A 19,922-nucleotide genomic window follows, 5' to 3' on the forward strand; every position below is an offset into this window, starting at 1 on the left:
GTCGAGCTCACACCCAGTTCTCGATCCAGTACTTCCAGATCAGCGGGGCGTACCCGGCCAGCGGCGGCACCTTGATGTCGGTGCCATCGAGCGCGGCGCCCGCGCGGGCCGCGTCGAACCAGCAGGTGAACTCGCTGTGCTCGAGCACATCCAATGGGACGCCGACGCGCGGCAGCATCCAATTGGCGCCTGGCACCCGCAGCACCATGTTCATGGCGCGCTTGGGCATCACCTCCACCAGGTGCGGCGAGCCCGCCTCGTCGGCGAACAGATTCAGCGCCTCGACCGCGCTCATCCGGCGCGGATCGACGAGGTGGTAGGTGCTCGACGCTGGGCCTGCCCGGTGGGCGATGTGGTCGAGCGCCCGCGCCACGAAATCCACCGGGACCATGTTGGTTTCGCCGAGTTTGGGCACCAGCACCGGAAGGATGCGCGGCAGCTGCGCGGCCATCCGCAGCAGCCGGAAGAAGTAGTAGGGACCGTCGATGCGGTCGATCTCGCCGGTCCGGGAATGGCCGATGACGATGGAAGGGCGATAGATCCGCCAGTCGAGTTTCGAGTCGCGGACGATGCGTTCGGCCTCGAACTTGGCCTGTTGCAAGGGAGTTGTCAGCGTCTGTCCGTGGTCGAACATGTCCTCGGTGAACACGCCCTCGTAGGAGCCCGCCACCTCGACGGTCGACATGTGGTGCAGCAGACCGGCTTCCAGGGCCTCGGCGGCATCGATGACGTTGCGGGTGCCCGCGCCGCGCTCGGTCAGGTCGTAGCTCGCGGCCAGGTGGAAGACGTGGTCGATGGCACCGCGATGCTGTGCCAGCCAGTTGCTGTCGATGCCGAGATTCGGCGCGCCGAGATCGCCGCGGACCGGGCGCACCCGTTCGCCCGAGTCCCATTCCCTGGCGCAGCAGGCGAACCGGTCGGCCGATTGCTGACCGGGCCGGACCAGCACGTGGATGTCCGCATCACGCTCGAGCAGCTGTGGGATCAGGAAACGACCGATGAACCCAGTTGCTCCGGTAACCAGGTAAGCCATAGCCGACCAACATAGTCGCCCGAGCCGCACGGTTTGTGCCCGGGATCACACTGCGGCGGACGGGGTGGGCGTACCTCCGCCTTCGCTCCGGCCGTGCGCGGGGCTTCGGACGGACTTCGTCCGGCAGCGTGGGTGGTGTTCGCGGGCCCGAGCTACCGGTTGGCGACCCGCGAACGACCGATCCCGCGCACTTCGCTGTGCCCGGGATTTCTCCGGCGGCACGGGATCGCCGCGCCGCCGGGAGGACTCAGTCCGCGAAGACCGGCTTGCGCTTGGTCAGCATCGCGGTGGCGCCCTCGCGGAAATCGGCGGAACCGAGCAGCTCGGTCTGGCCGGACTTCTCGGCCGCGAGCGCCGCGTCGAGCGCGGTCAGGGTGGCCTGGTTGAGCGCCTTCTTGGTGAGCTCGAGCGCGCGGCGCGGGCCGGCGGCGATCTTGGCGACCGCGGCCTCCACCGCCGCGTCGAGCTCGTCGTCGGGCAGCACGGCGGTGAACAGTCCGGCGCTCTTCGCGGCGGGGGCGGGCAGCCGCTCGCCGAGCAGCGCCATCTCCGCGGCCAGCGGGCGTCCGGCCGCGGCGGCTACCAGCGCGGCCGCGCCGCCGTCGGGCATCAGGCCGATGTTGATGAACGCCAGCAGTAGGTAGGAGTCCTCGCTCGCGTACACCAGGTCGGCGGCCAGCGCGATGCCGACGCCGACGCCCGCGGCCGCGCCCTTGATCCGGGCCACGACCGGAACCGGCGCGCCGACGATGGCTTTCACCAGCCGGTTGGCCGCGTCCATCACGAGGTCGGCGGTGATGCCGCGCTGCGCCTCGGCGGGGGACGCGGCCAGATCGGCGCCGGTGCAGAAGTCGCCTCCCTCGCCGGTCAGCACGATCGCGCGCACCGATCGGTTCTCGGCCGCCGCCAGGAAGGTGTCGCCCAGCGCGACCATCGTGTCGTAATCGATGGCGTTCTTGCGCTTGGGCTTGGTGAGGGTGATACGCAGTACCTTGCCGTCTTGCACCGCGGTGAAGCCGGCGGTGGCCGCCGCGGCGGGTGCGGAATCGGTATTGCTCATTTTTCGCTCCTGGTCTGCGATTCGGCGGACGCCGGACCATGAATGGTGGTTAACTTTGCGAATTGTGGTTAACTTATGTGGACTGTCCGGCGCTGTCAACCAGGCGGCGCCGTCCCAGAACGGAGAGTGCATGGTCGCGGAACACGGCGAGGTAGACCTCGCGCCCGCGCGGCCCGAACCGAGCCGGGGTAGGACGGGCCAGGAGAACGCCGGGGTGCGCCGCCGCCCCAAGGACCGCAAGGCCCAGATCATCCGTGCCGCCGCGCGCGCCTTCAGCGAGCGCGGGTACTACCCGGTCGGCGTCGACGAAATCGCCGCCGACGTGGGCATTTCCGGGCCCGCGCTGTACCGGCATTTCGCGAACAAGTACGCGCTGCTCGTCGCCGCCGCCGAGGAGGGCGCGCGCCACCTGCTCACCGTCGCGCGCAACGCCGACGATCCCGAGCTCGACCCCGAACCGCGGCTCGAGCGCCTGATCAAGGCGCTCGCCGAACACACCATCGACATCCGCCGCGAGGCGGGGCTCTACCGGTGGGAGCGCCGTTACCTCGAACGCGAAGATCGCATCCGGATCCGCAAGATCTACGACGATCTCAACGCCACCATCGCCGCGCCCATCGCAGAGTTGCGCCCCGACGCCTCCGAGGACGACCTGCGGGTGCTCGCCGCCTCGGTGCTCAGCGTGGTGGCCAGCATCTCCGCGCACCGCACGGCGCTGAGCGGCGCCCGGCTGCTTCCGCTGTTGCGCGAGATGTGCTGGTCGGTACTGCGCGCCGAACTGCCGCCCGCTCCCACACAACCGGAGCAGGGTCCGGCGGCGCGCGGCCTTCCGGTCACCTCCAAGCGCGAACAGCTGCTCGCCGAGGCCATCCGCATCTTCGGCCGCCAGGGCTATCACGAGGCCAGCATCGAGGAGATCGGCGCCGCGGTCGGCATCAACGCCTCCAGTGTCTACCGGTACTTCAGCAGTAAGTCCGATCTCCTCGCCGCGGCTTTCCATCGCACCGGCGACCGGGTCTCGGTCGCCATGACCGACGCGCTCGCCGAGGCGACGAACCGGCCGGACGCGGCGCGCCTCATCGCCGCGCGCTACGCCAAGCTGACCTTCGCCACCCCGGAGATCATGCCGGTCTACTACGCCGAGTTCAGCAACCTGCCGCAGGCCGAGCAGCACAAGCTGCGCGCCATCCAGCGCCAGAACGTCCTGGAATGGGCCAACCTGCTCGACGGTGACCCGGTCGAGGCCCGCTTCCGCGTGCACGCCGCCATCGGCCAGGTCATCGACATCGGCAGGCTCATCCGCTTCGACGCCAGGCCTGCTCAGCTGGCCCGCGTGACGGCGCTGATGGAAGCGGTGCTGCTCGGCTCAGCCCGGGCGTCCGTGGCGTAGCCGGAACATCGCCTTGGCCGTGCGGAGATGACGGTGGTGCCGGTCGAAGGTGGCCAGGTTCATCGGGGCTCGGTAGCGCTTGCGCGCGACGGCGAGCGTCCTGCTGAACTCGCGCAGCCCGTGCGCGCCGTGGCTGTGGCCCTGGCCGTATTCGCCGACGCCGCCGACGGGCAGCGCGGGGATGCTGTGGTGGGCGGTGGTCGAGTTGATCGTCACCACGCCTGCGCGCAGCGTTTCGGCGAAGGACTCCACGCTGTGCACGTCCCTGGTGAACACCGACACCGCGACGCCGTTGCCGGTGGCGTTGATGCGCTTGGCCGCCTCCTCGATGTTCGCCACCCGGTTGACGATCAGCACCGGCCCGATCGCCTCTCCGGTGATCGCGATGCTCTCCTCGGGCACCTCGGCGAGCACGATCGGCTCGACGTAGGGCTCGCGGATCGAATCCAGTCCGCCGACCACCGCGCGCCCGCCCCTGGCGAGCGCGTCGCGCACCTGCTTGCGCACCACGTCGACCTGGGCTTCCAGGATCATCGGCCCGTAGGAGGCGCGCTTGTCCGCGCCGGGGCGCAGCCGCCTGGCGTCCGCGGCCACCAGGTCGAGGAAGTTGTCGTACACCGAATCCGCGACGTAGGCGCGTTGCACACCGGAGGGGTTCTGGCCCGCGTTGGCCATCGCGCCGAACACCGCGGCCTCGGCCGCCTCTTCGAGTTTCGCGTCGACGTGTACCACCATCGCGCCCTTGCCGCCGCGCTCGACCACCACGGGTGTCATGGTCTGGGCGCACAGCGAGATCACCTCTCGCGCACCGGCTTCCGAGCCCGAGTAGGCGATCTTGTCCAGCTTGGCCCGGCACAGCGTGGCCGCCGTGACGCCGTCCCCGGTCACCACCTGGAGCACCGGCTGACTCGGGGCCAGCTCGGCCCAGCTCTCGGCCAGCCACACCCCGACGCCGGTGGTCAGCTCGTGCGGCTTGAACACCACCGCGTTGCCCGCCGCCATGGCGTAGGCGATCGAACTCATCGGCGTGAAGACCGGGTTGTTCCACGGCCCGAGCACGCCGACGACGCCGAGCGGCAGATAACCCACCGAGGCCTGTTGGTTGCGGCTCAGCCAGCTCGAACCGAGCCTGCGCCGCCGCAGCACGCGAGAGGCGTTGCGCGCGGCCCAATCCAGATTCTCGACCGCGAGCATCACTTCGATCGCCGCGTCCGCCTCTGGTTTTCCGGTCTCCTCGGAGACCAGCTCTACCAATTCGCTTGCCCGCCTTGCGATGCTGCGCTTCCAGTCGAGCAGCCAGCGCTTGCGAGCGCCGAAACCCAAATTGGTCCACCATCTTTCGGCGGCGCGCGCGGCACGGACAGTGCGATTCAGCTCGCCCGCCCCCATCACGGCGTAATTTCCGACCACCTCTCCGGTGCGCGGATCATGGGATATCAGCACGTTCGATCGGCCCGATCCTCCCGGATGCGCCGCCAAGCGTGGCTGCGCGGACTCGGCCATGGTTACCTCTTCGCAGTCTCGACCCGCCGTGCCCCCACCCGAATCGAGCCGACCCCTGACGGACCGGCTCCCAGCGCGGTCCCGCCACAGACGAGTGAGTGCGTGTATGCCCCCGTCTAGCAGACTATGGTCGGCGTCCCCGGCCGACAAGGCTGTGCCGCCGCCCCTGCACTGCCCTTGCCATGCCTCGACCAGGATCGATACTGCGCCGTACTGCGGAGCGGCTTCTAATGTGATGAATCCCACACTTATTCGGCCCTGCGTCTGGGTATGGACTGGTCGTCGGTCCAGGACGCGAGATGCCGGTAACATCACGCCAAGCGGCAGGGATCACCACCCCGACGTACTCCAGTGCGTCCGGCGATCGAATCGCCGCCCCGCCCCGATAGTGGAGAGTTGATGCCGAGCTTGAACCAAGCAGAATCGCCGGCGCGCCAGCCAGAATTGACCGAGCGCGATCCAGCGGTCCGCGTCGAGGACGTCCGCAAGTCGTTCGGCGACGTGCACGCACTGCAAGGGATCAGCTTCACCGTCGAGAAGGCGAGTGTGCTCGGCATCCTGGGACCCAACGGCGCGGGAAAGACCACCACGGTCAAGATCCTCTCCACGCTGCTGCGCCCGGATTCTGGCACCGCCGTCGTCGCGGGCCACGACGTCTGCGAGGACCCGGCGGGCGTGCGTCGCTCGATCATGATGACCGGCCAGTACGCCGCCCTGGACGAGAACCTCTCCGGCCGCGAGAACCTCGAACTCTTCGGCAGGCTGATGGGCTTGGGCAAGTCGGCGGCCCGCAAGCGCGCCGACACCCTGCTCGAGGAATTCGATCTGGTGAGCGCGGGCAAGCGCGCGGTGCGCCACTACTCCGGTGGCATGCGCCGCCGCGTGGATATCGCCTGCGGTCTCGTCGTGCGCCCCGAGGTCGTGTTCCTCGACGAGCCGACCACCGGTCTGGATCCGCGCAGCCGTCAAGGTGTCTGGGATCTGGTGAACGTGCTCAAGGACCAGGGCATCACGGTGCTGTTGACGACGCAGTACCTCGAGGAAGCCGACGTGCTCAGCGACAACATCATCGTCATCGACAAGGGCACGGTGATCGCCGAAGGCACCGCCGAGGAACTCAAGGAGAAGACCGGCGGCAGCTACTGCGAGGTGGTCCCGCTCGACCCGAAGCAGGTGCTGACCGCCGCGTACGCGCTGGGCGATCTGGTGCCCGCCGCCGTCACCGCCGAACTCGACGGCAGCGACCGGCTCTCGTTCCCGGCGCCGAACGGCGCGACCACGCTGTCGGAGGCGCTGCGCAGGCTCGACAGCGCGGGCGTCGCGCTGGCCGACATCGCGTTGCGCAGGCCATCGCTCGACGACGTCTTCCTTTCCCTCACCGGCCACTCGGGCGGTCACTCGTGACCGTGAGCGCCACCGAACCGGCCACCCCCGAGGCGGCCGAACTCTTCGCCGAGCTACCCGTCGCCCAGCCGTCCTCGTTCGCGCAGTGGCGGGCGCTGACCGGGCGCGTGGTGAAGACCATGGCCACCAAGGGCGAGTTGATCGTCGCCTTCGTGACGCCGCTGGTGTTCACCCTCGGCTTCTATCTGCCGCTGCGCTTCGTGATGAAGCTCCAGGGCATCGACTACGCGCAGTTCGTCATGCCGATCATCGTGCTGCAGACCATGGCGTTCACCATGCTCTCCAACGCGCAGCTCGCCGCGTTCGAGGCGATGACCGGCCTGAGCACCCGACTGCAGACCATGCCGATCGGCACGCTGGTTCCGCTCACGTCGCGGATCTGCGCGGGCTTGGTCCGTTCGGTCACCTCGCTGACCGGCGCGCTGCTCTTCGGATACCTGATCGGTTTCGAGTTCAGCGCGGGCTTCGGCCAGGCCGTACTGTTCTGCGGGTTCTCGCTGGCCATCGGCACCGTGCTCGCCGTCGGCGCGGACGGTCTCGGCAGCCTCACAAAGAGCCCGGAGCAGCTCAGTCAGGCGCTCACGCTGCCGACGCTGATCTTCGGCATGCTGTCCTGCGGGTTCGTGCCGGAGAGCAGCTTCCCGGAGTGGATCCAGCCGTTCGTGCGCAACCAGCCCATCTCGCAGTTCTCCTTCGCGCTGCGCGATATGGCAGGCGACGGGGTGAGCTGGGGTGTGCTGTGGGTGCCGCTGGTGTGGCTGATCGGGTTGACGGTGGTGTTCACGCCGTTCGCGGTGTGGGCGAGTGTGAGGCGGTCGTGATCGTGACGCAGACGACGGAGTCCGGGACCGAGGAGCAGAGCGCGGGATTCGCACCGCTGCCGACGGTGGCCGCGCGCTCGGAGCACGCGATCGGCACCTGGGCGCAGCACAGCCTGTTGCAGTGCAAGCGACTGCTGATCGGCTGGATGCGCGATCCCGCGACCACCATCCAGACGCTGATCTATCCGGCGCTTACCCTGCTCATGTTCGACGTGGTGCTCGGCTCGACGATCACCAGGAACACCGGCATGGACGCCATCTACGGCCAGGTTCCGCTGATCACCTTGGTGGCGGCCATGTCGGGCGCGGTGGTGAGCGCGCTCGGTTTCAAGGTGGAGAAGGCCACCGGCCTGCTGAGCCGGTTCTGGACCATGCCGATGAACCGCGCGGCCAGCCTGTCGGGACGGTTGCTCGCCGAAGCGGTGCGTGTGCTTATCACGACGCTGTTCGTGATCCTGGTCGGTATGGCGCTCGGCTTCCGCTTCGATCAGGGACCGCTGGCGGCGCTGGCGCTGATCGGCATCCCGGTGCTGTTCGGTGTCGGTTTCGCGGTGCTCTGCACGGCGCTCGCGACGCTCACCGAGGGCGTGCTGCTGGTCAGCCTGATCACGATCGTGAACACGCTGCTGATGTTCTTCAACACCGGATTCGTCCCGGTGTTCGCCTACCCCACCTGGCTGCAAGACGTGGTCGGCAATCAGCCGATGAGCACCGCCATCGACGCCATGCGCGGGCTTTCCGCGGGTGGGCCGGTCGCGGAGCCGCTGCTGAAAACGATCGCGTGGACCGTCGGCCTGATCGTCGTGTTCGCCTGGCCCGCGGTTCGCGGTTACCGCAGGGCGGCCGAAACCGCCTGATCGGCAATCGGGTTCGTCGGCCTGGCCCTCGGCTTCGCCTTCCCTCGATCCGGTGCCGCCGGGGGTGGCGCCGACCGAGGGCCTTTGCCGTCGGTCCGCGTGGCTTACTCGATCTCGGTGGCCATCGGCTCGCGCGGCCGGGCGAACTCGTAACCGGCCCAGCGGTTGCGGTTCGTCCAGCCGACCAGGTCGAAGCGCCAGCGGAACGGCCAGGTGTGCGAGACGGTGTTGAACAGCACCGCGCCGAGCGCGGCGTAGTCGTCGTGCGCGGACAGCAGCGCGCGCTGTCCGCGTTCGGACTCGGTGAAGAACGCGTCGAACATCGCGATCGACTGCTCGGTGGTCAGCCTGCCGAGGCCCCACAGGCCGCGCATGCGCATCCAATAGACCAGCCGCGCCCGCCACGGCCACAGCGCGTCGATCGGGTCGCGGCCGGTGCGCAGCGCGTCGACCGCCGTGTCGACCAGGGCGAGCGAATCGGACACGCTGTAGCCGGTGCAGGGGTGCATCATGCCGCCGCGCGATCCGAACGGAACCGCCCGCGCAACGCCCTTCTTCGGCGGCGGCTGATCCAGCGGATAGTGGGCGGCCTCGCTCGGTTCCGCGCCGGTGAGCCGAATGCCGTGGGCGGCAAGCCGATTCAATGTCCGCTTGCGCAGTTCGTGTTGCGGCATACCGCCGCGAAGGCCGAGGCTGGTCTCCTCGAAAATCACCGTGCCGTCCCCGATCGGGACCGCGTAGAGGAACGACGGCGGCTCGCCGGGCCCCGCGCCGTTCTCCGGCCGCCAGTCCAGCAGCAGTCCCTCGCCTGCGCCGACCATCGGGGCGGCGGTCTCCTCGTCGACGAAGATGCCGTGCGCGCTGGCCGCCCTGCGCTGCCCGAGCGTGGGCAGGCCACGGGTGTCGAACACCGTCGCGGCGCGCAATACCGTGCCGTCGGCCAGTTCGACCTCGTGCGCGTCGACGCGGGTGGCGCGCCCGGCGATCACCTGCGCGTCGTCGAGGGGCAGCGCGTCGTAGAGACCTTGCTTGGACAGCACGCAGTAGGGCCGCGGGATGCGGTGCTCGGTCTTCGTCCACACCGTCGGTGATTCGATGCGCGCCCCGATCGCGCTGGGCGGCAACCACTCCGGCAGCTCGTCGACCCAGCAGGAGAAAGTGGGCGGCCACAGCCGCTGCGGCCGCGGGTCGATCGCGATCACCCGCAACCCCGCCCGCGTCGCGCGATGGGCCAGCGCCCGTCCGGTCGGGCCGAGCCCGACGACGCACAGATCGGCCGCCCGGACCGCACCGTCACTCATATCCGCATTCAATCCGCTGCGCTGATCCCGGTGCAACCAATCATGGGTTCAGCAGTGGCCAACTCCACTATTTCGGCGTTACCCATGTGGTGATGTCCGCGTGGACCACTTCGAGCCCATGCTTGTCGTAGATCGACACCGGCACCACCAGATCCCGGCCCTCGGTGACCTGCGTGAAGTCCGGGATCTCTGGCAGCTTCGCCACCGCGCGCAACCCCGTCTCGGCCTTGGCCAAGTACTGCACGTTCATCGCCTTCGGAATCCAGCGGTGCGTGGTCGGCACCGTGGCCTCGCTGAGCATGCCCATGGCCACCTCGGCCAGGTTGCACGCCGCGATGGCGTGGAAGGTGCCCAGGTGGTTGTGGATGCCGAACCACTTCGGCGAGGTCACTTCGCACAGCCCCGGCTCCAGCCGCACGACGCTGGGGAGCACTGTGCCGAAGTACGGCACCCGCGCCACCATGCCCAGCGAGAACAGCGCATGCCCCAGCCGGTTGTCCGGCAGCTTCTTCCACCCGCGCAACGTCGCGGTCTCTTTTCTCATGCCGCTATCTTACTCAAAAGTAAGTTCCGTACTCCATAGGTCCTCGCAGAGTCTTCACACGCCTCGCAGGGGCTCCAACCTCTGCGAAGCGTGCGGAAGACCTGCGAAGTTGGGGGACGCGCGGGGGTGATCGGGGCGACAGCGGGGGCGATTTGAAGTGGGTTGGGGGTCTCGGGCATACTGTTCGGGTTGCCTTGCACGAGGTCGTGCCTGTTTCGGATGAAACGGGGCGTGATCGGTGAGGCGAGCAGTACCCAATCGTGTGCTTCACCGGGTTCCGGTGTTAGTACGTCCGGGACGTTGTTCCGAGCCTGAGATGAAGTTTTCGATCCGGGCCGAGGAATAAGCGGGAAGGCGACACGCCCGACCGCGTGGACCGGAGAACCATGACAGATGAACAGCGGCGAGGATCGGGCGTGCCCCGGTCGTGGTCTCCACTGCGTCGGATCTTGCCCGAGCGGGGGCCCTGCGATTACGCAGGCTGCCTCCTCCGGGCCTGACCTACTCGGGCTGAGACGTCTTCGTGGTTCGGGCTGTGCAAATGAGGGTGGTGCGGAAGCCCGGCTTCCGGATCACGAAGGAAAGCGGAGAAAAGGACACTTAGCGTGGCGGGACAAAAGATCCGCATCAGGCTCAAGGCCTATGACCACGAGGCGATCGATGCGTCTGCGCGCAAGATCGTGGAGACGGTGACCCGCACCGGGGCCCGTGTCGTGGGCCCGGTGCCGTTGCCGACCGAGAAGAACGTGTACTGCGTCATCCGTTCGCCGCACAAGTACAAGGACTCGCGCGAACACTTCGAGATGCGTACGCACAAGCGCCTCATCGACATCCTCGACCCGACGCCGAAGACGGTCGACGCGCTCATGCGCATCGATCTGCCGGCCAGCGTCGACGTCAACATTCAGTGACGGGGACTCGAGACATGACTGACAACAAGAACCGGCCTGCGGCCGGCATCCTGGGCACCAAGCTCGGCATGACCCAGGTGTTCGACGAGAACAACCGCGTCGTTCCGGTCACCGTCGTCAAGGCGGGCCCGAACGTGGTCACCCAGATCCGTACCGTGGAGCGCGACGGCTACAGCGCCGTCCAGGTCGCTTTCGGCGCCATCGACCCGCGCAAGGTGAACAAGCCGACCTCCGGCCAGTTCGCCAAGGCCGGCGTCACCCCGCGTCGCCACGTCGTCGAGATCCGGGTCGAGGACGCCTCCACCTTCGAGGTCGGCCAGGAGATCAACGCCGACGTGTTCGAAGAGGGCGCCTACGTCGACGTCACCGGCACCAGCAAGGGTAAGGGCTTCGCGGGCACCATGAAGCGCCACGGCTTCCGTGGTCAGGGTGCCTCGCACGGTGCGCAGGCCGTGCACCGCCGCCCGGGTTCCATCGGTGGCTGCGCCACCCCCGGCCGCGTGTTCAAGGGCATGCGCATGTCGGGTCGGATGGGTAACGACCGCGTCACCACCCAGAACTTGTCGGTTCACAAGGTGGACGCCGAGAACGGCCTGCTCCTGATCAAGGGTGCGATCCCGGGTCGCAAGGGCGGCGTCGTGATCGTCAAGAGCGCCGTGAAGGGTGGTGCGCACGCATGACCAGCCTCGAGAAGAAGGCCAACCTGACGCTGCCGGTCAAGGAGATCGGCGGCAAGACCAACGGCACCGTCGACCTCCCCGCGGAGATCTTCGACGTGACCGCCAACATCGCGCTGATGCACCAGGTCGTCGTCGCACAGCTGGCCGCGGCCCGTCAGGGCACGCACGCGACCAAGACTCGCGGCGAGGTCTCCGGTGGTGGCAAGAAGCCGTACCGCCAGAAGGGCACCGGTCGCGCCCGCCAGGGTTCGACCCGCGCGCCGCAGTTCGCGGGCGGTGGCACCGTGCACGGCCCGCAGCCGCGCGACTACAGCCAGCGCACCCCGAAGAAGATGAAGGCCGCTGCCCTGCGTGGCGCCCTGTCGGACCGGGCCCGCAACGAGCGCATCCACGTGGTCACCGAACTGGTCGCGGGTCAGACCCCGTCGACCAAGACCGCCAAGACCTTCCTGGCCGAGCTGTCGGACCGCAAGAAGTTCCTGGTCGTCGTCGGCCGCGAGGACATCGCCGCGTGGAAGAGCGTGGCGAACCTGCAGAACGTGCAGCCGATCGCCCCGGATCAGCTCAACACCTACGACGTCCTCAACAGCGACGAAGTGGTGTTCAGCGTCGAGGCCCTGAACGCTTTCGTTCACGGTCCCGCCGAGGCGGCACAGGAGGAGAGCAAGTGACCACCATCGCCGACCCCCGCGACATCCTGCTGGCGCCGGTCATCTCGGAGAAGTCCTACGGACTGATCGAGGAAGGCACCTACACCTTCCTGGTGCACCCGGACTCCAACAAGACGCAGATCAAGATCGCCGTCGAGAAGGTCTTCGGTGTGAAGGTCACCAGCGTCAACACCGCCAACCGTCAGGGCAAGCGCAAGCGGACCCGCTTCGGTTACGGCAAGCGCAAGAACACCAAGCGCGCGCTCGTGACCATCTCGGCCGACAGCAAGCCCATCGAGATCTTCGGAGGCCCGGTCGCGTAAGCGGACGGGAATCCAGAAAGCAGAGAAGAACTCATGGCAATTCGCAAGTACAAGCCGACAACGCCGGGCCGCCGCGGCTCCAGCGTCTCGGACTTCGCCGAGATCACCCGGTCCACCCCGGAGAAGTCGCTGCTTCGTCCGCTGACCAAGACCGGTGGTCGTAACGCCCACGGCCGCATCACGACTCGCCACCGCGGTGGCGGTCACAAGCGGGCCTACCGTCTGATCGACTTCCGTCGCCTGGACAAGGACGGCATCCCGGCCAAGGTCGCGCACATCGAGTACGACCCGAACCGGACCGCCAACATCGCGCTGCTCCACTACGTGGACGGCGAGAAGCGCTACATCATCGCGCCGAAGGGTATCCAGCAGGGCACCCCGATCGAGTCCGGCCCGACGGCCGACATCAAGCCGGGCAACAACCTGCCGCTGCGCAACATCCCGACCGGTACCACCATCCACGCGGTGGAGCTGCGTCCGGGCGGCGGTGCCAAGCTGGCCCGTTCCGCGGGCATGAGCATCCAGCTGCTCGGTAAGGAAGGCCCCTACGCCACGCTGCGTATGCCCTCTGGTGAAATCCGTCGCGTCGACGTGCGCTGCCGCGCCACCGTCGGCGAGGTCGGCAACGCCGAGCAGTCGAACATCAACTGGGGCAAGGCCGGCCGTATGCGCTGGAAGGGCCGTCGTCCCACGGTCCGTGGTGTCGTCATGAACCCCGTCGACCACCCGCACGGTGGTGGTGAGGGCAAGACCTCCGGTGGTCGCCACCCGGTCTCGCCGTGGGGTCAGCCGGAAGGCCGCACCCGCAAGCCCAACCGTCCGAGCGACAAGCTCATCGTCCGCCGTCGCAAGACCGGCAAGAAGCGCTGAAGGAGGAGGTAAGAAATGCCACGCAGCCTCAAGAAGGGCCCGTTCGTCGACGACCACCTCCTCGCGAAGGTGGACGTGCAGAACGAGAAGGGCACGAAGCAGGTCATCAAGACCTGGTCGCGTCGTTCGACCATCATCCCGGATTTCATCGGGCACACCTTTGCGGTGCACGACGGCCGCAAGCACGTCCCGGTGTTCGTCTCGGAGTCCATGGTCGGGCACAAGCTCGGTGAGTTCGCGCCGACCAGGACGTTCAAGAGCCACGTCAAGGAAGACCGGAAGAGCAAGCGGCGATGACGACTGAGACTCAGAACCCCACTGCCCGGGCGACCGCGAAGCACGTGCGCGTCACCCCGATGAAGGCTCGCCGTGTCGTGGACCTCGTCCGCGGCAAGCGGGTCGAGGACGCTCTCGCGATCCTGAAGTTCGCGCCGCAGGCCGCGAGCGAGCCGGTCGCCAAGGTCGTCGCCAGCGCCGCGGCCAACGCCGAGAACAACCTCGGCCTGAACCCGGCCACGCTGGTGATCTCGACGGCCTACGTCGACGAGGGCGCCACCATGAAGCGTTTCCAGCCGCGCGCCCAGGGCCGCGCGTTCCGGATTCGCAAGCGCACCAGCCACATCACCATCGAGGTCGAGAGCGTGCCCACTGCCGGTGCTGCTCGCAGCCGCCGGAAGGGAGGGGCAAAGTAAATGGGACAGAAGATCAACCCCCATGGCTTCCGCCTCGGTATCACCACCGACTGGAAGTCGCGTTGGTACGCGGACAAGCAGTACGCGGACTACGTGAAGGAAGACGTCGCCATCCGTCGGCTGCTGGCCAACGGCATGGAGCGGGCGGGCATCTCGAAGGTCGAGATCGAGCGCACCCGTGACCGCGTGCGGGTGGACATCCACACCGCGCGTCCGGGCATCGTGATCGGCCGCCGCGGCGCGGAAGCCGACCGCATCCGCGCCGAGCTGGAGAAGCTCACCGGCAAGCAGGTTCAGCTGAACATCCTCGAGGTCAAGAACCCCGAGTCGGACGCGCAGCTGGTTGCCCAGGGTGTGGCCGAGCAGCTGTCCAACCGTGTGGCGTTCCGTCGCGCGATGCGCAAGGCCATCCAGTCGGCCATGCGTTCGCCGAACGTCAAGGGCATCCGTGTGCAGTGCTCGGGCCGCCTCGGCGGCGCCGAAATGTCGCGCTCGGAGTTCTACCGTGAGGGTCGGGTGCCGCTGCACACGCTGCGGGCCGACATCGACTACGGCCTCTACGAGGCCAAGACCACCTTCGGTCGCATCGGCGTGAAGGTCTGGATCTACAAGGGCGACATCGTCGGTGGCAAGCGTGAGCTGACCGCCGCGAGCGCTCCGGCGGGCGATCGCGATCGTCCGCGCCGGGAGCGGCCGAGCCGCCCGCGTCGTTCCGGTTCCGCCGGCACCACCGCGACCGGTGTCGAGGCCGGGCGCTCCGCCGCCACTGCGGTGGCGGACGCCCCGGCAGAAAAGCAGGAGGGCTGACGCATGCTGATGCCTCGCAAGGTCAAGCACCGCAAGCAGCACCACCCGAGCCGTTCGGGCATGGCCAAGGGCGGCACGTCGGTGGCCTTCGGTGAATTCGGTATCCAGGCGCTCGAGCCTGCCTACGTCACCAACCGGCAGATCGAGTCGGCGCGTATCGCGATGACTCGCCACATCAAGCGTGGCGGCAAGGTCTGGATCAATATCTACCCGGACCGTCCGCTCACCAAGAAGCCCGCCGAGACCCGCATGGGTTCCGGTAAGGGTTCGCCAGAGTGGTGGGTCGCGAATGTGAAGCCCGGTCGGGTCATGTTCGAGTTGTCTTACCCCAACGAGGAGACCGCTCGCGAGGCGCTGCGCCGCGCGATGCACAAGCTCCCGATGAAGTGCAGGATCGTGACCAGGGAGGAGCAGTTCTGATGGCAACCGGTACACCGGCCGCAGAGCTCCGCGAGCTCACCGAAGAGGAACTCGTCTCCCGCCTGCGTGAGTCGAAGGAAGAGCTGTTCAACCTGCGCTTCCAGATGGCGACGGGTCAGCTGGACAACAACCGTCGTCTGCGCGTCGTTCGTCACGAGATCGCGCGCATCTACACGGTCATGCGTGAGCGTGAGCTCGGTCTGGCCACCGGACCCGCAGGTAAGGGAGATGCGGCATGAGTGAGAACGCTGTGCAGCGCAACCGTCGTAAGGTGCGGATCGGCTACGTCGTTTCGGACAAGATGAACAAGACCATCGTGGTGGAGCTGGAGGACCGGGTGAAGCACCCGCTCTACGGCAAGATCATCCGCACCACCTCGAAGGTCAAGGCCCACGACGAGAACGAGATCGCCGGCATCGGCGACCGCGTTCAGCTGATGGAGACCCGCCCGCTGTCGGCCACCAAGCGCTGGCGTCTGGTCGAGGTCCTGGAGAAGGCGAAGTAATTCCCCGCTCCGCGGCATGAATCTCGAAGGCCCGCTTCCCATCCGGGGAGCGGGCCTTCGCCGTACTCGGGTGCCGGTTCCCGTGCGCCAGGTGAACGACTTCGAGAACAGGCTGGCGCGTCCGCGGCCTGCGGCAGGTGCGCTGTTCGTGCGCGTGAGGGTTGGACAACGCGTGAATCTCGACGGCGGAACCCGCTTGACGGCTGATTGTCGCGGGTAACGTACTCGGTGATCGGCCGTTGCGTCGAGTGGCGGGCTGTCCATTGGCCGGTGGATACCGGACCGTGCCAGACCTGCGGCTCAGCTAGTTCGGAGGGGTGCGATGGGATCGGAGCGGGTGTCGCGGGCGGCGCTGCGGGCGCAACTGGTGCGCTGTGGCATCGCCGGGGAGGTGGCGACGCCGCGGGAAGGGAATCTGCGGCATTACGGGCGGATGGCGGCCAAGGACCCGCGGTATCTGTTCGGGTTGCGGTTGCGGGATTGGTCGTTCGACGAGACGTTGGCGATGATGGCGCGGCGGTGCGGGGTCGATCCGAATCCGGAACATACGCGGGGTGTCGACACCATCGATCCGGATCTCACGCTCGACGCGCTCGACGCGATGGGGGAGCGCCTCGGCGCCGCGGCCGCCGACCGCGCGACGGTGCTGCTGGCGACCGGGCATCCGGAGACTCTGCTCGGCGTGTACCGGGCGATCGAGGATGCGCTGCGAACCGCCGGCTGCACCGTGCTCACACCCGCGGCGGGCTGGTCGTACGAATCCCGGCTCTGGGAGTCCTCCCCGCATCGCGAAATCGCTTATGACTCTGGCGTCGCCGCACTGGTCGGCACGGATGGGCGGTGGCGGCACACGCACGACCCCGAGCCGATGCGGGCCATGCTCGCGAGCCTCGACAGCGAACTCCCGCGACTGGTCGTCGCGGATCACGGCTGGGCGGGTGCGGCGGGTGAAGCGGGCATCGAAACCGTCGGCTTCGCCGACTGCAACGATCCGGCGCTCTTCGCAGGCCAGGACGAAGGCAAGATCGCGGTCACCGTCCCCCTCGATGACGGCCTAGCTCCGCCGCTTTACGAGCCGCTCACCGCCTACCTCCTGCACCGCGCGCAGCTCATGTAGCCGAGGTCGGCAATCCTTGCGGCGGATGAGCCGCCGGGGTTGGCCACCATGTCACTCCGCTCGTTCGCGTATCGCGCCTGATCGCGAGGCACTTGCGTTATACGTATACATCTACTTATAGTGTCTCGAGACCGAGTGCGGGTGAACGCGCACGACGTCATCCACAACCGCACAGCGCCCGGCTACGACGGACCGAATGAGGGGCCCGCCGGTAGTTGAACCATGCCTGCATGCGCATTGACGAATGAAAAACGGGGACATCATGACGAACGATCAGCACCCAGCTTTCGCACCGGCCGAAGGCGATTCCATCGACATCCACAAGGCCGGCGATCTCCAGGAGATCGTGCTGAAGGCCGGGCCGGGCGGCGGCCGCACCCAGCGTTTCCACGGGCGTCGGCTCATCGAAGCACGCCGGGTCGCCAAGGACGGGATGGAGGTGGTGCGCGTCTACCAGAGCCGTAAAGGCAAATACGTGGTGCAGCGCCAGTTCTCGGACTGGTCCGACTTCGCGGTCTTCACCAACCTGAGCCTGGACTGGAAGAACTGGCGCAACATGATCGGCCTCGGCGACCAGGGCTGGGGCGATTTCACCGTCACCGTGGTGGATTCGGTCGAAGAGGTGCGAGAACTGGTGCCCGCGAAGGTCTACCGCACCGTCGCCGATATCGCCGAGCACGGATCCTCCCAAGACCTCGATATCTGAGCCGATCCAGGCCAACGAAAGGAACCAAATGTTCGGCCGACTCGGGCGCCTCGTCGTCCACCATCCGTGGAAGGTGATCGGCGTGTGGCTGATCGCCGCGATCGCGGTGGTGGCTTCCGCCCCGGAATTCACCTCGACCACCGACCAATCCAAATTCCTGCCATCGCATTACGAGTCGATCAAGGCGATGGAGTTGCAGGAGAAGGCATTTCCGCAGAATTCTCCGCCCGCGGCGCTGATCGTCTTCGCTCGCGAGGACGGCGCCGCGCTGACCGAGAACGACTCGACCGCGGTCGTCGCAACGGCAGCGGCGCTCGGCGGGAAGAACATCGAGGGCGTCACCGGAATTCAAGCGACGCCACCCTCGGACAACCGGCTGATCCAGGTCATCGCGGTGCAGATGACCAAGGTCACCAACGCTTCCGACAAGACCCAGGGCGACGCGGTGAAGAGCCTGCGCGACAACCTGAAAGAGCAGGTGCGCGACACCGACCTGAAGGCGGGCATCACCGGAGCCGCCGCGCAGACGCTGGACCAGACCGAGTCCGGTGAGCGGGGCTTGGCCATCGTCGGCGCGGCGACCATCGTGCTGATCCTGGCGCTGCTGCTGATCATCTTCCGCAGTCCGGTGATCGCGCTACTTCCCGTGGTCGTGATCGGCGGTGTCTCCAGCATCGTGGGCAGCCTGATCGCCATGGTCGCCAATGCCTTCGACCTGGAGATGGACGCCTCGGTCAACTCCATGCTGGTGGTGGTGCTGTTCGGCGTCGGCACCGATTACATCCTGTTCCTGATGTTCCGGTACCGGGAACGCCTGCGCGCGGGTGAGGATGCCAAGACCGCGATGGTCAGCGCCGTCACCCGCGTCGGCGAGGCCATCACCTCGGCGGCTGGCGCGGTGATCATCGCCTTCATGGCGCTGACGCTCTCCAGCCTCGGCATGTTCCGCGCGCTCGGGCCCGCGCTGGCTATCGCGGTCGCGGGGGCGCTGGTGGCCGGGCTCACCCTGGTTCCCGCGATCGTCTCGCTGCTCGGGACCAAGGTGTTCTGGCCGTCCAAGGCGTGGCGGGTGGAGCCGAAGGGCGCGCGGTTCACCGCGATCGGCGCGGCAATGGGCCGGCGGCCCGGCGTGTTCGCCGTCGTCTCCGGCGGTGTGCTGGTGGCGTTGAGCGTCTTCGCCATCGGGTTCAATCCCACCTTCGACCTCGGCTCGGGCTCGACCTCCGACGCGTCCGAATCCGTGGTCTACAACAAGGAATTGCTGAAGGGCATGCCTGCGGGCGCGACCCAGCCGTCGGACGTGCTGCTGCACGCGCCGGACGGGCCGTTGACGCCCGATCAGCTGCAGGGGTACCGCGGGGCGCTGGCCAGGGTGCCCGGCGTCGGCGCGGTCGGCGAACCGATGGTTTCGGCCGACGGGACCATCGCGAACTTCCAGGTGACCCTCGCTGACGCGCCGGAATCCGATGCCGCGCTCGACACGGTCCGCGGTCCGTTGCGCGCGGCGGCGCACGACGCGGCGCCCGCGGGCTCGACGTCGGCGGTCGGCGGTATCACCGCGGTGTTCGTGGACTTCCAGGATGCGATGAACCGCGACTACTCGATCGTGTTCCCGGTGGCGGCCATCCTGATCATGCTGGTGCTCGCCCTGCTGCTGCGCAGCCTGGTCGCGCCCTGGTACCTGATGGCCTCGGTCTTCCTCGGCTTCGCCGCGACCCTCGGGGCAACGGTGCTGGTCTTCCAGCACATTCAGGGCGATTCCGGCCTGATCTTCACGCTGCCGGTGATCATGTACCTGTTCGTCGTCGCGCTCGGCACCGACTACAACATCCTGATGATCGCCCGGTTGCGGGAGGAGACCAGGGAGGGGCGCGACCCGCGCGAGGCGGCGGCGCTGAGCGTCCGGCACACCGGGCCGACGGTCGCCGCGGCGGGTGTGATCCTGGCGGGCACCTTCGCATCGATGATGCTGGCGGGCAACAGCATGCTCTCCCAGATGGGCTTCGCGATCTCGGTCGGCATCGGCATCGCCGCCTTCGTCATGGCGATGTTCTTCACCCCGGCGATCACCGCCCTCCTCGGCCATCGCGCTTGGTGGCCGGGGCACGGTGATCGCGCTCCGAAGTCAGCCGAAAGTAGTTCTGGCGAAGTCGATTACGTGCGTGCCGCGTACTACACGACGTCCGCTGACGCCAGGCAAGTGGAAGCGGTCCCTGATCGGTCTACCACCGGGAATTGGCAGAGCTGAACCATGATCCGAAGGGGCTGTTCGTCGAAAGTATTTCGACGAACAGCCTTTCGGTGTTCGCTGCGTAATCGACGCAGCCG

23 protein-coding genes are annotated in these 19,922 nt (G+C 67.7%); 18 read left to right on the forward strand and 5 right to left on the reverse strand.

The genetic code is table 11. The features are described from left to right. Window positions 1–7: 7 nt before the first annotated feature. Window positions 8–1,033: an SDR family oxidoreductase gene (locus AB0H50_RS22430; RefSeq protein WP_357455799.1), complete on the reverse strand. Its 1,026-nt coding sequence runs from the start codon at window positions 1,031–1,033 to the stop codon at window positions 8–10. 247 nt (window positions 1,034–1,280) lie between these two features. After that, window positions 1,281–2,093, reverse strand: a complete 813-nt coding sequence (locus AB0H50_RS22435) for an enoyl-CoA hydratase-related protein (RefSeq protein ID WP_357455802.1) — start codon at window positions 2,091–2,093, stop codon at window positions 1,281–1,283. A gap of 130 nt (window positions 2,094–2,223) precedes the next feature. Between AB0H50_RS22435 and AB0H50_RS22440 the strand changes: the two genes are divergently transcribed. Next, the gene (locus AB0H50_RS22440; protein WP_357455805.1) at window positions 2,224–3,483 is read left to right on the forward strand and encodes a TetR family transcriptional regulator; all 1,260 of its coding nucleotides are present in this window, start codon (window positions 2,224–2,226) and stop codon (window positions 3,481–3,483) included. Here AB0H50_RS22440 and AB0H50_RS22445 read toward each other — a convergent pair. Next, window positions 3,460–4,926, reverse strand: a complete 1,467-nt coding sequence (locus AB0H50_RS22445; protein ID WP_357455808.1) for an aldehyde dehydrogenase family protein — start codon at window positions 4,924–4,926, stop codon at window positions 3,460–3,462. The genes AB0H50_RS22440 and AB0H50_RS22445 overlap by 24 nt on opposite strands. A gap of 459 nt (window positions 4,927–5,385) precedes the next feature. Here AB0H50_RS22445 and AB0H50_RS22450 point away from each other — a divergent pair, with 459 nt between their 5' ends. From AB0H50_RS22450 to AB0H50_RS22460, 3 genes are read left to right on the forward strand one after another with little or no spacing between them, the layout of a single operon-like run. Next, window positions 5,386–6,390 carry an ATP-binding cassette domain-containing protein gene (locus AB0H50_RS22450; RefSeq protein WP_357455811.1) on the forward strand — a complete coding sequence of 335 codons (1,005 nt, stop codon included), beginning with the start codon at window positions 5,386–5,388 and terminating at the stop codon, window positions 6,388–6,390. A gap of 2 nt (window positions 6,391–6,392) precedes the next feature. Next, on the forward strand, window positions 6,393–7,211 hold the full coding sequence (locus AB0H50_RS22455; protein ID WP_357455814.1) for an ABC transporter permease: 819 nt from the start codon (window positions 6,393–6,395) through the stop codon (window positions 7,209–7,211). A gap of 2 nt (window positions 7,212–7,213) precedes the next feature. Next, window positions 7,214–8,068 carry an ABC transporter permease gene (locus AB0H50_RS22460; RefSeq protein WP_357455817.1) on the forward strand — a complete coding sequence of 285 codons (855 nt, stop codon included), beginning with the start codon at window positions 7,214–7,216 and terminating at the stop codon, window positions 8,066–8,068. A gap of 104 nt (window positions 8,069–8,172) precedes the next feature. Here AB0H50_RS22460 and AB0H50_RS22465 read toward each other — a convergent pair whose 3' ends face one another. Both AB0H50_RS22465 and AB0H50_RS22470 read right to left on the reverse strand, forming a co-directional pair. Then, window positions 8,173–9,369 (reverse strand): lycopene cyclase family protein, encoded by a 1,197-nt coding sequence (locus tag AB0H50_RS22465; RefSeq protein WP_357455819.1) that lies wholly within the window; start codon window positions 9,367–9,369, stop codon window positions 8,173–8,175. A 67-nt stretch (window positions 9,370–9,436) separates the two neighbouring features. Continuing rightward, window positions 9,437–9,913, reverse strand: coding sequence for a hotdog fold domain-containing protein (locus AB0H50_RS22470; RefSeq protein ID WP_357455822.1), 477 nt, complete (start codon window positions 9,911–9,913; stop codon window positions 9,437–9,439). A gap of 605 nt (window positions 9,914–10,518) precedes the next feature. On the opposite strand from AB0H50_RS22470, the gene rpsJ reads away from it, so the two are divergent. The 14 genes from rpsJ to AB0H50_RS22540 all read left to right on the forward strand — a co-directional run bounded on the left by rpsJ (window position 10,519) and on the right by AB0H50_RS22540 (window position 19,842). After that, window positions 10,519–10,824: a 30S ribosomal protein S10 gene (gene rpsJ / locus AB0H50_RS22475; RefSeq protein ID WP_003938093.1), complete on the forward strand. Its 306-nt coding sequence runs from the start codon at window positions 10,519–10,521 to the stop codon at window positions 10,822–10,824. 14 nt (window positions 10,825–10,838) lie between these two features. Next, complete coding sequence (gene rplC, locus AB0H50_RS22480) at window positions 10,839–11,504, forward strand: 50S ribosomal protein L3 (RefSeq protein WP_357455825.1); 666 nt, start codon at window positions 10,839–10,841, stop codon at window positions 11,502–11,504. Continuing rightward, window positions 11,501–12,175, forward strand: coding sequence for a 50S ribosomal protein L4 (gene rplD / locus AB0H50_RS22485; RefSeq protein ID WP_357455828.1), 675 nt, complete (start codon window positions 11,501–11,503; stop codon window positions 12,173–12,175). Before rplC ends, rplD begins: the two co-directional genes overlap by 4 nt. Continuing rightward, the gene (rplW, locus tag AB0H50_RS22490; RefSeq protein ID WP_011207266.1) at window positions 12,172–12,477 is read left to right on the forward strand and encodes a 50S ribosomal protein L23; all 306 of its coding nucleotides are present in this window, start codon (window positions 12,172–12,174) and stop codon (window positions 12,475–12,477) included. Before rplD ends, rplW begins: the two co-directional genes overlap by 4 nt. 33 nt (window positions 12,478–12,510) lie before the next feature. Continuing rightward, window positions 12,511–13,347, forward strand: coding sequence for a 50S ribosomal protein L2 (rplB, locus tag AB0H50_RS22495; RefSeq protein WP_067785345.1), 837 nt, complete (start codon window positions 12,511–12,513; stop codon window positions 13,345–13,347). 15 nt (window positions 13,348–13,362) lie between these two features. Next, the gene (gene rpsS / locus AB0H50_RS22500) at window positions 13,363–13,644 is read left to right on the forward strand and encodes a 30S ribosomal protein S19 (protein ID WP_067785343.1); all 282 of its coding nucleotides are present in this window, start codon (window positions 13,363–13,365) and stop codon (window positions 13,642–13,644) included. Continuing rightward, window positions 13,641–14,039, forward strand: coding sequence for a 50S ribosomal protein L22 (rplV, locus tag AB0H50_RS22505; RefSeq protein WP_062983231.1), 399 nt, complete (start codon window positions 13,641–13,643; stop codon window positions 14,037–14,039). Before rpsS ends, rplV begins: the two co-directional genes overlap by 4 nt. Continuing rightward, window positions 14,040–14,846, forward strand: coding sequence for a 30S ribosomal protein S3 (gene rpsC / locus AB0H50_RS22510; protein WP_357455831.1), 807 nt, complete (start codon window positions 14,040–14,042; stop codon window positions 14,844–14,846). A gap of 3 nt (window positions 14,847–14,849) precedes the next feature. Next, window positions 14,850–15,266: a 50S ribosomal protein L16 gene (gene rplP / locus AB0H50_RS22515; RefSeq protein ID WP_357455834.1), complete on the forward strand. Its 417-nt coding sequence runs from the start codon at window positions 14,850–14,852 to the stop codon at window positions 15,264–15,266. Beyond that, window positions 15,266–15,505, forward strand: coding sequence for a 50S ribosomal protein L29 (rpmC, locus tag AB0H50_RS22520; protein ID WP_011207272.1), 240 nt, complete (start codon window positions 15,266–15,268; stop codon window positions 15,503–15,505). The genes rplP and rpmC overlap by 1 nt, the downstream gene beginning before the upstream one ends. Then, window positions 15,502–15,771: a 30S ribosomal protein S17 gene (rpsQ, locus tag AB0H50_RS22525; RefSeq protein WP_357455837.1), complete on the forward strand. Its 270-nt coding sequence runs from the start codon at window positions 15,502–15,504 to the stop codon at window positions 15,769–15,771. The genes rpmC and rpsQ overlap by 4 nt, the downstream gene beginning before the upstream one ends. A gap of 322 nt (window positions 15,772–16,093) precedes the next feature. After that, the gene (locus AB0H50_RS22530; RefSeq protein WP_357455840.1) at window positions 16,094–16,888 is read left to right on the forward strand and encodes a phosphatase; all 795 of its coding nucleotides are present in this window, start codon (window positions 16,094–16,096) and stop codon (window positions 16,886–16,888) included. A gap of 262 nt (window positions 16,889–17,150) precedes the next feature. Continuing rightward, window positions 17,151–17,594, forward strand: coding sequence for an EXLDI protein (locus tag AB0H50_RS22535; protein ID WP_357455843.1), 444 nt, complete (start codon window positions 17,151–17,153; stop codon window positions 17,592–17,594). A gap of 28 nt (window positions 17,595–17,622) precedes the next feature. Next, complete coding sequence (locus AB0H50_RS22540; protein WP_357455846.1) at window positions 17,623–19,842, forward strand: MMPL family transporter; 2,220 nt, start codon at window positions 17,623–17,625, stop codon at window positions 19,840–19,842. The last annotated feature ends 80 nt before the right edge of the window (window positions 19,843–19,922 follow it).

Source organism: Nocardia sp. NPDC050793 (genome assembly GCF_040654065.1).
In the GTDB taxonomy this organism is placed as follows: Bacteria; Actinomycetota; Actinomycetes; order Mycobacteriales; family Mycobacteriaceae; genus Nocardia.